The organism is Planktothrix sp. FACHB-1355, assembly GCF_014748295.1.
Lineage (GTDB): Bacteria > Cyanobacteriota > Cyanobacteriia > Cyanobacteriales > Aerosakkonemataceae > Aerosakkonema > Aerosakkonema funiforme_A.
Genome location: NZ_JACJUP010000045.1, coordinates 1 through 13,294 on the forward strand (window position 1 = coordinate 1; position 13,294 = coordinate 13,294).

12 protein-coding genes and 3 tRNA genes are annotated in these 13,294 nt (G+C 44.3%); 10 read left to right on the plus strand and 5 right to left on the minus strand.

What is annotated here, in order from left to right; translation table 11 throughout:
* Positions 1–346: 346 nt before the first annotated feature.
* From H6S82_RS04245 to H6S82_RS04260, 4 genes are all read left to right on the plus strand, one after another.
* On the plus strand, positions 347–2,170 hold the full coding sequence (locus H6S82_RS04245; RefSeq protein ID WP_190465077.1) for an ABC transporter ATP-binding protein: 1,824 nt from the start codon (positions 347–349) through the stop codon (positions 2,168–2,170).
* 108 nt (positions 2,171–2,278) lie between these two features.
* The gene (locus H6S82_RS04250; RefSeq protein WP_190465076.1) at positions 2,279–3,406 is read left to right on the plus strand and encodes a CNNM domain-containing protein; all 1,128 of its coding nucleotides are present in this window, start codon (positions 2,279–2,281) and stop codon (positions 3,404–3,406) included.
* A gap of 102 nt (positions 3,407–3,508) precedes the next feature.
* A tRNA-Tyr gene (locus H6S82_RS04255) sits at positions 3,509–3,593 on the plus strand.
* 88 nt (positions 3,594–3,681) lie between these two features.
* Positions 3,682–3,753, plus strand: a tRNA-Thr gene (locus tag H6S82_RS04260).
* 205 nt (positions 3,754–3,958) lie between these two features.
* On the opposite strand, the gene H6S82_RS04265 is transcribed toward H6S82_RS04260, so the two are convergent.
* Positions 3,959–4,032: transfer RNA gene (locus H6S82_RS04265), tRNA-Arg, on the minus strand.
* A 294-nt stretch (positions 4,033–4,326) separates the two neighbouring features.
* Here H6S82_RS04265 and H6S82_RS04270 point away from each other — a divergent pair.
* The 3 genes from H6S82_RS04270 (at position 4,327) to H6S82_RS04280 (ending at position 7,111) form a co-directional block, all read left to right on the plus strand.
* On the plus strand, positions 4,327–4,986 hold the full coding sequence (locus H6S82_RS04270) for an Npun_F0813 family protein (RefSeq protein ID WP_190465075.1): 660 nt from the start codon (positions 4,327–4,329) through the stop codon (positions 4,984–4,986).
* Between the two features lie 148 nt (positions 4,987–5,134).
* A complete protein-coding gene (locus H6S82_RS04275; RefSeq protein ID WP_190465074.1) occupies positions 5,135–6,172 on the plus strand; it encodes a hypothetical protein in 1,038 nt (345 codons plus the stop codon).
* 15 nt (positions 6,173–6,187) lie between these two features.
* Complete coding sequence (locus H6S82_RS04280) at positions 6,188–7,111, plus strand: transposase (RefSeq protein WP_190465073.1); 924 nt, start codon at positions 6,188–6,190, stop codon at positions 7,109–7,111.
* Between the two features lie 73 nt (positions 7,112–7,184).
* On the opposite strand, the gene H6S82_RS04285 is transcribed toward H6S82_RS04280, so the two are convergent.
* Positions 7,185–7,385 carry a hypothetical protein gene (locus H6S82_RS04285; protein ID WP_190465072.1) on the minus strand — a complete coding sequence of 67 codons (201 nt, stop codon included), beginning with the start codon at positions 7,383–7,385 and terminating at the stop codon, positions 7,185–7,187.
* Positions 7,386–7,711: 326 nt separating this feature from the next.
* On the opposite strand from H6S82_RS04285, the gene H6S82_RS04290 reads away from it, so the two are divergent.
* The 3 genes from H6S82_RS04290 to H6S82_RS04300 all read left to right on the plus strand — a co-directional run bounded on the left by H6S82_RS04290 (position 7,712) and on the right by H6S82_RS04300 (position 9,922).
* Positions 7,712–8,581 (plus strand): pentapeptide repeat-containing protein, encoded by an 870-nt coding sequence (locus H6S82_RS04290; RefSeq protein ID WP_190465071.1) that lies wholly within the window; start codon positions 7,712–7,714, stop codon positions 8,579–8,581.
* A gap of 60 nt (positions 8,582–8,641) precedes the next feature.
* Entirely contained in the window at positions 8,642–8,974 is a 333-nt protein-coding gene (gene cutA, locus H6S82_RS04295) for a divalent-cation tolerance protein CutA (RefSeq protein WP_190465089.1), read from the plus strand.
* Between the two features lie 75 nt (positions 8,975–9,049).
* Complete coding sequence (locus H6S82_RS04300; protein ID WP_190465070.1) at positions 9,050–9,922, plus strand: DUF2236 domain-containing protein; 873 nt, start codon at positions 9,050–9,052, stop codon at positions 9,920–9,922.
* Between the two features lie 265 nt (positions 9,923–10,187).
* On the opposite strand, the gene H6S82_RS04310 is transcribed toward H6S82_RS04300, so the two are convergent.
* From H6S82_RS04310 to H6S82_RS04320, 3 genes are all read right to left on the minus strand, one after another.
* Entirely contained in the window at positions 10,188–11,597 is a 1,410-nt protein-coding gene (locus tag H6S82_RS04310; RefSeq protein WP_190465069.1) for a hypothetical protein, read from the minus strand.
* Between the two features lie 3 nt (positions 11,598–11,600).
* Positions 11,601–12,014 (minus strand): hypothetical protein, encoded by a 414-nt coding sequence (locus H6S82_RS04315; protein ID WP_190465068.1) that lies wholly within the window; start codon positions 12,012–12,014, stop codon positions 11,601–11,603.
* Positions 12,015–12,019: 5 nt separating this feature from the next.
* Positions 12,020–13,294 (minus strand): CHAT domain-containing protein (locus H6S82_RS04320; RefSeq protein WP_191056035.1); only part of this gene is annotated, 1,275 nt, incomplete at its 5' end.

Genomic DNA, 13,294 nt, shown 5'->3' on the forward strand with positions numbered 1-13,294 from the left:
ATCGCTGGGAGTGGAGTCTGCCATAAACTTCTATTTGGATAAAAATAGCTCTGCGTTACCATACATCCTCTCTTGTCACAGGGGCAACGTCCAGAGGTCAGACTTTACTCCCTTCCCGCTCAAAGAATATGTATGCTTTGGGGAGAGTGGGGGAGAAAAGAACAACAGGTAACTTGCGATCGATCGTCTTACGGCGGGAAGGGAGTAAATTTACTTCATACAACTGCAAGGCGCTCTAAATAAACCTTTTGGTAGACACGGCATCTTGTACTACATATATAATACAAATACCCCAGCAAAACATTACCACAAGATCTGGGATTGGTCGTTATTCCAAACCCACTGCATGGCAACATTTCGAGATATTGTCAAATATTATCGGCCTTACCGAGCGATCGCACTTTTGAGTATTGCAGCAGCCAGTCTCTTTGAAATCGTAGACCTAGCAGTTCCCTATACCATTGGGCAAATTTTAAACGTCCTGTCAGGACAACCCCTGGATGCACTACTGCAAAAAGCGATCGATGCAGCATCCGCACTCACTGGGATGCCTGCCAACAAGCTTTTATCCTTGGCAGTGCTGCTGAGCGTCATCTTTTTAGTCACCGTTGTCAGAGCGCCCATACAACCTTGGATAAGTTCCTGGTTTCATTGGGATATTGCCCTGCGTTCTCGACGCGATTATTCCGGTAAAGCGATCGAAAAAGTTCTGACGTTACCCCTGGAATTTTATGACGAAAACAATCCCGGACGCATTGCCGGAAAAGTAGCTAGAGGCATTGCCAACCACACCTGGAGTTATCCAGAAATAGCAGGGCAACTAATTCCCAAACTTGGCAGAGTACTAGGAATTTTTGTAATTATCTGGCTGATAGAATGGCGCATAGCTATTTTATTTTTGATTTCTTTTGTATTTATCCTCACCTTCAGTATCAAAGACTTGAAGACTATTATCAAAATTGAAGAGCGGTTGGATAAATACGCAGAAAATACAGAAAGCCGAAACTCCGAAATAATTACGAACATCAAAACAGTTAAAGCATTCGCTACCGAAAAGCAAGAACTAAAACGACAACGAGAACGTCTGGAACGCGAATTCAAAGTAGTTGACTACCGCGTTCACAAAGGTTACGTCAAGCTAAACACTTGGCAAAGGACTGTGATTCAGTTCTGCGTTTTCACAGTACTGGGTTTGACTCTTGCCGCTACGGTTGGAGGGAAAATTTCATTAGGACATTTTGTCACGACTTTAACTGTTTCCAGTATGGCTTACGCCGAGTTGGAACCTATCAGTAACCTGGCGGAGGTTTTTGCCCGTCGCTATGCGTCTATGTTACGGTTTCACGAATTTATGCAGCAGCCGTCTGGCGCAGACTCAAAGGGAGTTTTGCAATCGCAAATCCTGTCAACCAGCACAACACCTTATAAGTTTACAGGCAAAGTGGAATTTTGCCAGGTAAGCTTTGGGTACGATCCCAGCCGTCAAGTTTTACAAGATATCAATCTACTCATAGAACCTTGTCAAACTGTAGCCTTAGTTGGGCGATCGGGATCGGGTAAATCAACCTTAGTGAAACTGCTGTTTCGCTATTTTGAAGCGAATCGAGGGCGAATTCTCATTGATGGGGAAGACATTCGCAGCTTGGATGTTACAGCATATCGGCACAGATTGGCGATCGTACATCAAGAAGTGGATATCTTCAACGGCACCTTACTGGATAACCTCAGATATGGTAATCTCAATGCCTCTTTGGAGCAAGTGCAAGCAGCTTGTCGCATTGCCAGACTAGATGAAGTTATCCAGCAAATGCCCCAAGGTTACCATACGCTCGTCGGAGAGCGGGGAGTGCGCTTATCTGGCGGACAGCGACAGCGACTCGGAATTGCTAGGGCGCTTTTAGTCGATCCGGACATTCTGATTTTCGATGAAGCGACATCTAGCTTAGACTACGAATCAGAGCGATCGATTCAGCTGGCAATGCGTAGTATTTTGGGTACTCGTACTGCGATCGTCATCGCTCACCGACTCAGCACTGTTCGCGAAGCAGACAAAATCGTCGTTTTGGATCGAGGACAGATAGTCGAAGTTGGTAACCACGCAGAACTTTTACGCCAAGAAGGTATTTACCGACGTCTGCATTTACTGCAAGAAACGGGAGAGCTGCTTTAAAGTAAAAAGTAAAAGGAAAAAGGCGATTGAGAAATATTTTCCTTTTGTCTTTTCCTTTCTTTCTCAGGTTTCGGTCTGGGAAAGGCTTTTTGCCTTTTAAAACATCTTGTGATTTCTTTACCCGTTCAAACTTACATTCTGGCTACCTCTGCAACTGGCCCTCTGTTGGGAAATATTTGGCTCGACATTGCAGTATTGGCATTAATGCTTTTGCTTTCGGCATTCTTCTCAGGTTCCGAAACGGCGATTACAGGACTCGATAACTTTAAACTCAGGGCTCTAATTAAAGAACACGGCGATCCGAAGCGGATTTTTACCCTGGTATTGGAGAAACGCGCCCGGTTTATTACGACCCTTTTGGTGGGTAACAACCTGGTGAATAACTTTTCTGCCATACTCACCAGTAACCTATTTGTCTTGTGGTTGGGCAATGCGGGATTGGGTGTTGCTACTGCCGTTGTCACATTTCTGGTGCTGATTTTTGGTGAAGTTACGCCTAAATCTTTGGCCATTACCCATGTCATGCCTTTTTTCAGGCTAGCAGTTCGCCCGGTTTACTGGCTGTCGATCGGTCTATCACCGATAATTTATGTCTTTGAAAACATTGCTCAGAGCGTAATTCGTTTGTTTGAAGGCCCAACTGTTCAGCAGGGAGAATCTTTAAGAGACCTCCAGTTGATGATCGAGGTTTTGGGTGGTAAAGGCCACTTGGACTTGGATAAACGCCAGTTGCTCAACAAAGCTTTGATGCTGGATAGCCTCAGCGCTCGCCATCTCGTCAAACCTCGAATTGAGATGCGGACAATTTCCCATGTAGCGACTCTTGAGGATTTGGTCAATTTGTGTTTGGAAACAGGATATTCTCGCATCCCCGTGCAAGAGGAATCGAAGGATGAGATTGTCGGAATTATTCATCTGAAGCGAGCGCTTCAGCACTTAAATCTTAGCCAAAAAGAAGGTCGCAGCCTATCCCCCGTTACCGCCGCAATGGACTCGCCCCTATACGTCCCCGAAACAAAGCGAGTTCCCAATCTGCTTAAAGAGATGCTTCAGATGCGCCTGCATATGGCCATTGTGGTAGATGAGTACGGTGGAACTGTGGGATTGATTACTCTGGAAGATATTTTGGAAGAGCTGGTAGGGGAAATTTATGATGAGAGCGATTTCCCGGCGCGGTCTAATTCCGTTAAAAACTCCCCTGTGCAGCGCGATCGCGCTCGTGCTGGCGGTGGATAAACACCCTGCAAGACACCTTCCTCAGATACCTCAGTAAAAATTTTCAAAAAAGACCTTGCATTCCCAGATGGTTGTGCTACTATAAATAATCGTGGGTAATAAGGGTCGGTGCCCGAGTGGTTAATGGGGGCGGACTGTAAATCCGCTGGCTATGCCTACGCTGGTTCAAATCCAGCCCGGCCCACCACGAACCAAATAACACAAACCAAATAAAAAGTAAATGGCGACAAATATTATATATTGCCATTTTATTTTTGAGATTTGAATGCAGTATTGCCCGTGTAGCTCAGTGGTAGAGCACACCCTTGGTAAGGGTGAGGTCACGAGTTCAATCCTCGTCACGGGCTTAAAAACATATCAAGAAAGTATACAAATTTGCTGATTGGTTTGGGATTTACATAATATAACCATCCTAGTTTGTAAGGCGATCTTAATTTCGCTTAGGCAAATGGAAGTTGCTTATTTTCATAATACAAAGATGGTTATGAAGTCACTCCTATGGCTTACACAAAGGTGGGTTATTGGAGAGACTGTATTTTTCGCTCGGTAAAACGGGTGCGGCAGGACTCGAACCTGCGACTCGCAGCTTAGAAGGCTGCTACTCTATCCACCTGAGTTACGCACCCAATTGTCTGTGTGCCTATATTATCAAAATTGATAAGATTTGTGGTGCGATCGGATCGGAAAAGTCAGCAGATCGAACTTTTGCCACAACTGAGCGTAGAACAGCCATCCGATAGTTGTACACTAAAAACCAAGAGAATGAGCCTTGGATAAGATAGTGTGATATTAATTTGCGATCGCAGTTCAGCCGCACCTGGTAAACCAGCATTCTGCATATCAAGAGTGTCGCAGGCGTAATTACACTCAACGCCAAGAGCTGCACCGGAGGTTCTCACCAGGAGTCAATTGCCAGTGTCATGTTTATTCTGAAACGGCAGGATGTTGAAATAACAAGCGTTCAGCACCCAAAGCGGGACCAGCAGATTCCGATTCTCAATTATCAGGGGCAAACGTTTCGCTTAATCAGTGTGTTCAGAGCGAACCAAGAGGAAGAAGCTAAAGCCTTCTGGCGGGATCTGACGGATAACCGAGGGAAAGCCTGTGTCCTATTGGAGGAACCGGAACGATATAGTGTCTGGGGCAAGATCCGTTTAGATCAGCTCGCTGGCGATGTCGCTGGCGATGCAAAAACGACTGCTCTCACTCAAGCCTGTCTGTTGCTGCTCCAAGGGGTTTATATAGACATAGAAGATCTCTTAGGAGCCAGACAGGCGGGATTGTTTCAAAAAAATCTGACGGAAATACTTCAACAGTGGCGCTTTCCACAGGCAGACTCTCCCCAAGCTATCAATAACCTGCTCACAATGGACCCGCTGAGTACCAACCAGCTTCCCCCTTGGGAAGAACATCATCTAATTACCCTGTTGCAAGAACTTTATCGTCTTGGTAAACAATATTTCGGAAACGCCAGCTTCGTCAGTCGAGCTATGGACACCCTACAAGACCTGCCAGGATCTGAACAGACCCAGTTTATCGAATGGTTGAATCAATCTCCCCTCGGTAAGCTTTGGCAGTAGCCTTGAAAAGGTGCCAAAAAAATGCAATGACTTGTAGTAGAGCGACTGAGAAGAGCACACCTGGGGTAAAATATCCGATCTCAACAGCGGTCAAAAACTGATTGACGTCTGTGCTTTCCATTGCCAGCTATTTCCTCTATGAATCCCTATGAGCAACCCTTCGGATAAATCATCCAGTCCTAAATCCCTTTTGCCAGTACGGACGATCGTCCTAGCCGGAATTGCTTGGGCAGTTCTAGCACTTTTGTTTTTCTTGCTATTTAGCATTACACCATCAGGAGAGGAGCGTCCGTTTTGGTATTTAATCGGTACATACGTTTTTGAAGAAGTCGCATATCTGTCAGCAGCCATATTATGTTTTAGAAATTGGCGCAGTCCTCAGATTGTCAGCGGACGTCAGGTATGGCTGGGATTTGGTCTGGGGATGCTGTTCTATTTCCTGGGAAACTTACTATTTGGCTATTGGGAGCTGGCTTTGGGTCTAGAACCCGATATATCTCTAGGAGATCTTTTCTTTATTGCCACTTATATTTCTCTTGGTTGGGGAATGATACTGGCAGTCACCTCTAGGCGACTGAATTTGGAAAAGTGGCAGTGGGGAATCGTCGCTGCGATCGCAGCCATAGGCATTGCCCTAGCTTACTGGATATCTGCCCCCGGCATTTCCGCAGCCCAGGCAGCACCTCCACCATCAATAGTTGCACAAGGCACAACAACTGCATCACCCACTGCCAAACCGGTCTCAAAACCACCTGCGGCACAGCAGAAACCAAAACCGACATCAGCAGCAAATCCTGCCCCCAATTCCAAACCAGCTGCATCGACATCACAATCTTCACCTTCTTGGATCGAGCAGATGGACAAACAATTACAGCCTCTTGTTCCTTGGGTGAGTTTGTTTTATGTGGTTTGTGATGTTGCCCTTTTAATTCTTGCCACAATGTTATTACTAGCCTTTTGGGGGGGTCGTTTTTCCCAGTCTTGGCGGATGATTGCAGCAGCAGCCTTGTCTCTGTACATAGCCGATATGTGGTTTAAGTGGGCTGAGAAACAACCAAATTACGAAAGCGGTTCTCTGCCAGAAGTTTTCTGGGTGTTCAGCGGCGTGCTGTTTGCTATTGGAGCTGCCCTGGAATACGATACATCAAGTCGTTCCCGCCGGGGTGGTGGGCGTAGGCGTACTTAGGGGAAGTCAAGCGTTATGACCGCCAAAAAATTAACACAAGCAGACAAAGCTGAAATACTTAAGCTATACCGAAATCCAGAAGAAACAACCTCAACACTGGCTCGCCGCTATGATGTCAGTCACTCTACCATCAGTCGCTTACTCAAAAGTACTTTGTCACCGGATGACTACGAGACGTTAATCCAGCAAAAACGATCGATGCGTCCGCACACAAGTATTGCTGAAGCAGAAGAGTCGATCGACACCGATCTTAGCGAACAGTCCCAAGCAGAACTATCCCTATCTACCGCCAGAAGACTGCGTAAGCGCTCTTCAGCAGGATTTTCTTCTCTAACTGAAGCAGAAGAAGCAGAAGAAGCAGAAGAGATACTTCCACTTCTAAATGTGCCTGCGGCAAGGGCCTCTAGTGCTGAAGACGATCTCTTGGATGAAGCTTATAGTACAGAAGCCAGCACTATCAAAGAAATGCTAGGAGAAGATCTCCTGGATAATGAAGAAGATTTGGCTGATTTGGATGAAGATGAAGATGACCTAGAAGATCTAGAAGATCTAGAAGACTCTGATGAAGATGACCTGGATGAGGAAATTCTACTCCCAAAAAGACGAGTACCAAGCAATGCCTTAGTACAGGTTTTGCCTCTATCGGAAGCGTCTTTTCCCAAACCTTGTTACTTGGTAGTAGACCGTGCGGCGGAATTGATTACCCGACCGCTCAAGGATTTTGGCGACTTGGGTCAGATTCCCAAGGAAGAAGTGCAACAGCGAACTTTACCTGTTTTTGACAATCACCGGGTCGCTAGACGTTTTTCCAATCGCGCCCAGCGGGTGATTAAAGTTCCTGATGGCAAAATGCTTCAGAAGGCTTCTCCCTATTTGAAAGCAAAAGGAATTACGCGGTTGCTAATAGACGGTCAAGTTTATTCTCTCTCTACAACTTAGACTGTTTTAGGCTGGGAATTGGCTGGAGCAGCGGTTTTTCCCAGTGCTTAAAGTTTTGATAATTTAATTAGGGCTAACTTACGGCTAGCGACTCATTGTCGTCTAGAGCGCCAGTCGCAGTAAAGCTATTGACAAACAAATGAACATATGTATTGCGTCGTGGCGATCGCACTGTCTGCCGGAGGCATGAGGATTTGGGCGATAATCGATCGACGCCAACAAATTTTCCCTCCGCAGGCGATCGCCATGCTTCACCCTGCCAGGGTCTGTACAAGAATGCACATTTAGTTGATTTTGTCAAATACTTTTACTGGACTAGCGCTGTACCTCACAGGGCTATTGTTCCGTTTTTCAACTTTTTGAAAATATTTGTAACATATACTACTTATTTGATAAAATGACCTGCGTTTAAATAGTAAAATTTTCCTTAAGGGATCGCTATTTATTTCCAGTAGACCCTTATTTTAATCTACCGGAATAAATTTTGTTAATTTATTGGTATCGCTATTGTGTCGTTTTAAAAAGCGCTGTGTATATCGGATTAGTCAAACTTGATTCGACATACCTTCCATACAAATAACAGATAGAGGCAGAGGAAATATGAAAGTTACAGAAATAGTAGAACTTTACCAAGATGGAAACAGAAACTTTGCTGGGATCGATCTCAGCGGAGCAGACTTAGCAGAAGTGACTTTAGTCGGCGTAAACCTTACAGGTGCTAATCTGAGAGGCGCTAATCTGACCAGGGCTTCTCTCAATAAATCAGACTTGAGTGGAGCTTTATTAAACTGGGCTAATTTAACATTTACCAAACTGGGAGAAGCCAAATTAGTCGAAGCAGATTTAATGAAAGCACAAGTCAACGGTGCTGTCTTTGTCAAATCAAAACTACCAGGGGCAAGATTGAGCGGTGCTAATCTCAAAGGAGCCAACTTTCGAGGCGCTAATCTCTGGGGTGCTAATCTCTGCGGAGCTAATTTGCAAGATATCAATTTGCGAGGAGCAAACCTCAGCGGTGCGAATCTTAACTGGGCTAATCTACAGGGTGCGAGATTGAGCGGTGCTATGCTGTATGGAGCTTTGTTAAACGGTGTCAACCTCAACAGTGCATTCTTAAATGGAGTAGATTTGAGTGGCGTTGAGCTGGATGGAATTAATCTTAGCGAAGCTAAACTCAGCGGCGCTAACCTAGAAGGAGCTAATCTAATGGCGGCAGATTTAAGTGAAGCCTTGCTCCGGGGGATAAACTTGATAGGCGCAGATTTGACGGGAGCCAACCTAACAAGAGCTTATTTGGAAAAGGCAAATTTAAAATGGACAAGGTTAACTCAGGCAAATTTAACCGATGCCGATCTCAAAGATGCGATACTGACAGGAGCAAACTTTGATGGCGCTAAATTGACAGGCACGATTTTACCAGGAGGAAATATAGAGCATATGTATTTAGCTAGAAGAGATACAGCTGTATAATTTTAAGCAAAAGGTGAAAGCTTATTCTATAATTGATGTTGGCTAACGCAATTGGAGATGATGGATAAAGAATCTGCAAAAGTGCGCTATGGAGTGGTTCTGGTAACGGCTGGCACGCGAGAAGAAGCTGAAGCGATCGCACAAAATTTAGTAGAATCAAAACTGGCCGCTTGTGTCAGCTTATTTCCCATAAAATCGATTTTAATTTGGTCAGGGCAGTTGCACAAAGAAGAAGAATGGCAACTGCTGATTAAGACAGATTTGGCTAAATTTGAAACTCTGGAAGCGAAGATTCGAGAACTGATTTCTTACGAAGTTCCGGAAATTATTGCTTTGCCCTTAGTGGCTGGATCTGCACCTTACTTGGCGTGGATTTCCGCACAGGTAAATTGATTTGCAAGTACATCGTAGAAGATAAAACTACTAAAAAGGAAATCCCCATCAATTTTATAGCCAAAGGAACAGAAAATGGGGCGTTACGATAATCTCAGGAAAATAGAGCAATTAGATCCAGTTAAGGATCGTTCAGAAATTGTCAAAATTATGGTTAGTTATGAGTTCCCTTGGGACTTTCAGCGAAGTTACATCGAACTGGCGTTTGTTAGGGCTTTTGCAAGTCCCAGGATAGCTGGTTTAGTAGCAAAACGCGGTTACACAAAGGCACACACTCAGAAGCGCTATGATGATAGCTCAATTTTGATGTTTGAAATTATCAAGTATGGCTATGATAGCGAAAAAGGTCGTGCCTGCATTGAACGGATGAACTATATTCACGGCCATTTTCCAATAAATAATCAAGACTTTATTTACGGCATCGCTACTTTCATTTTAGAACCTATCTACTGGAACGATCGCTTTGGCTGGCGACGAATGTCAGAAAAAGAACGGCTGGCATGGCTAAATTTCTGCTTAGAGATTGGTAAACGAATGAAGATCGAAAATTTGCCTGATTCTCTAGAAGAAATGGAACATTTTAAGCAGGAATATGAGGATAAGTATATTTATAAGTCTCCTGCTACTAAAGAATTGTATGAATTGTTTGTTAACTTAATTTCTAATTGGTTTCCCCTCGTTCCTAAAAGACTGGTTGAGTTGGTATTTCGTTGTATTATAGATGAGCGATCGCTAAAAGCTTTTGAAAAAAAAGCGCCTCATCCTGCGGTCAAAAGCTTTGTAGAATTTTGTTTGCACGCACGCGCTTGGGTGCTGAGTTATTTACCAGCACGTACTAGATCTGGTTTATTTGTCGATCGTCCTTCCCGTTCTTATCCTGCTAATGATTACGATGTGACAAAATTGGGGCCACCAGATGAGAATTTGAAGAAAAAGGTTTCTGTGTGAATTTCTCTCGCTAGTGGGGAAACTTCAGGCTATTTCTGGAGTGCTTGTTGAAAAGTCTTAATTGCATCAACATGATTTACCATATTGATACAACGCAACAACAAATCGAGATCGATTCCTTTGACTTCTTCACTACTGCTCATCTTTTCATAGTAAATTTCATTCTCTAGGTCAGTCCCTCAAATAAAAGGGGTGATTCTTTGGTGGGTGTTGCGATCGCTGCTGGGGTCATTTGAGTCTCCCTACCGCTTCTATTTAAAACATTTTAACGGTGGAAGCGGCGCAGGATGAGGAAGGTTATCAGACTGGCGATCGCACCTATGCCTAAACTGATAGTGAAGACTTGTGTTTGGAATGCCAGGGCATTTTTCCCGCTAGGAGGTTGGGCGAGGATTATGGCTGAGGCAGCTTGGCTGGCGGCGAGTCCGATACCTGCAATAGCGACGGTTTTGTTGAGGGTGCGATCGCTTGCAGTTTGGCGGATGTTGCTGGTGCCTTCTAGGGTACGAATTAGGTTTTCTAGTAAGGTTAATCCGGTGCTGAGGCTGGTATAATCGGCTTCTACTTGTCGCAAATAGCGTTCTTTGGCAAAATCACCAAATTCGATTAAAAAGCTTAAATCTTTTTGGGGATTTTTATCTTTTTCTGCCAATCGTTTTAGGCGTTGTTGATAATTTTCGATGTTAATATCTAGGGTGCGGCTTTGGGCATTTAATTTATCTAAATCTATCGCATATTGAGCGAGTGTATTGAAAGTATTATTTAGGGTTGTTTCTAATTGCTTTAAATCGGATTGGGCAGGCTGAATTTGGCGATCGGAGGGAACGATCGCGCTGACAGAATTTTTAACTAAGAGATAATCGTTTTTCAGGGCATTTTTGGGTTTGTGGCTTTGGGCGTAAGACCAAATTATTTTATGGCGATAGCTGAATAGGCGGATTAAATCTACATAAATCTCTGCCATTGTTTGGCGGATCGTATCGATTGAAAGGTGATGGGGAAATAGCCAGATTTGCAAATGTTCGCTTTCTTCTTTCAGCTTTTCCCAATTAGAAGGAAACTGCCACAGGTCAAAAACGGTTGCGCCTAAATAATTGCCTTTGCCCCAGAAATCGCGATGCCAATCCGGGTTGTTAGAAAGCTGATTATAACATTCTTTGGCGATATTTTCAAGCTTTGTTTCATCTTGAATATCCTGGTCAATTTGTCCCCACATCAGCCAGGTTTGACCGATTTTTCCCCTCACGTTTTCGCCGCCGATATGTTGCAAAATTGTTTGTTTTCGTTGGGTTAAAATGCCGATTTCTTGGGGCGTATCGTTGAGGGTTTGTTTGCCGTCGGCGTAGTTACCAGAACAATCAACTTGCAGGGCGTAAGTGTCGCCTAACTGGAGGGGATAGTAATAACCATCAAGGGGAAGTTCAAAACTTTCTACTTGCTGATTTTCTAGCAGTTGGACGAAACTGGCTTCGGCTTTTTCCCTCTTGGCGAGTTGTCGGAAAAATGCTTCATCTAGGTATTTTCCCGAACTATTCAGTTTAGAATCGTTATAGACTTTTTGCCAAAAATCCCAGCGATTTTGGTGGATGTTTTCCTCAGATTGACCTAAACCTTCTCGCAGGTCGTAGAGAAAAAGGTCAAGCGTGGGATAAATTAATTTAATCGGTTGATTCATGGGTTAAAGGATGGGGATTTCTGGCAGCAAATAGGGAATAGTTTGGATTTCTCGTGCTGCTTTTACCGGGTCGGGGGCGGTTAAAACTTTCTGGGCAGTTTCTAATAGTTCATTGTCGTTTAAATCAACTGAAATATTTTCGATTTCCTTAGCGCGATTTTCTGCTGCTTCGTTTACTTTTGGTTTTAGACCTTGTTTTTGGACTGCCGCCGGGTTGAGCAAGGCTTGGCGGTTTTTTTGGTAATATTGATTGAAGGTAGAATCGCTTTTGGCTATGGTATCGAGTTGAGCAATATTATCGGAAATTGCTGCGGCTATTTGGTGCAATTTTGTGGTTTGTGACTCTGATAAAGGTGAGTTTTGTTGATATAAAGCAACCAGGAATGCTTTGAGGGTATTTTTAGCAGCAGGTTTCATAGAATTTAGGCGTGACCCGTAATGGTAAAAGCGGCCCAATGGTAAGGATGGGTAAATGGTTGGTGGTCTGTTTCCATTGTATTCGCTCGGTTGAGGGCGTCTTCTAAGAGTAAACCCAGGTTATTATCTGCATCGGCAGGGAGGGATGCTAAGGTTTGGGCATAAAAGCTTTGGATATCACCCCAAGTTGCCTCTCGCAACCATTTTTGGGCATTTTTCAGGGCGACGGGTTCCGCTTCTCCTTGCCGCAAAAGGTGGTAAAATTTCATCATTATTAAGGCACTGGCTTCTGATTCCACCGTCCACAGGGTACTGACGACGTAGGTTACACCGCGACTGAGAAATGCGCTGACGAGTCCGACATATTCGGTGGTGATGCTTTGGTTGCCTGTGATGGCGGTTTCGCAAGCAACAAGGCAGATGAGTTGGCAGGGATGAAGGGGGATTTGGACAATTTCTTCTATGGTAAGTTTATCGTTGCCGCTGAGGGCTAAATAGGATTTTTTGGGATTGAAAAAGTTGTAGGTTCCATGTCCGGTGAAGTGAAAGATTGAGTAAGGTGAGGCAAGGGCGGTTTTGATGGCTTGGACGGTGGCGGCGTTGTCACTGAGGCGTTGGGGATTTTCAAAGAGTTGGGATATGGCGGTTGATTGAATTTCCGCGTAGGCTAAGTCTTCAAAACCTTCGCTGTTGGGATGTTCTACGCTTAAAAGTTTGCCTTGATTTTGCGTGTTTTTTCCCTGTGCGATTAACCCAATTTTGGCACTGGGTAAATAGGTAATGGTGAATTTATCGGCAAACAGGGAATGAAGGGGAAAGCGGTGTAAGTCGCGGTGGGGAATTAAGATTAAATGGGTGATTCCGGTAAGGGTGGATTCAATTTTTGGGATGTCGAGAATTTCTTTTAGTTGCCGTAACTTTTCGGGTAAGTTATCGCGCCAGTCGGATGTTGTTTCTGTTTCGGATTCCTTACCTTTGCCATAGTCGGCGTATTGTTGATTCCAATCTTTCACCCATTTTTCAAATTTATCTAGGCGTTGTTCCAGAAACCCGGTTTCTCCAAGAAACCGGGTTTCTAGGGTCTGTGGGGTTTCTCCATGTTTAATAATAAAAGTAGTTAAGGCGGCGGGGCTGAGATGCCAGTAAACTATCGCAGTTGTGGGCTGTAAAAGTTGTTGAATTTCGGCATAGTTGGGAGATGCAATTTCATCGCTATAGGCATAGAGTAGCCAAGAGAGGCAGGCATTTTTTCCGGCTTCTGCGGTTTCTAATGCTTCGAT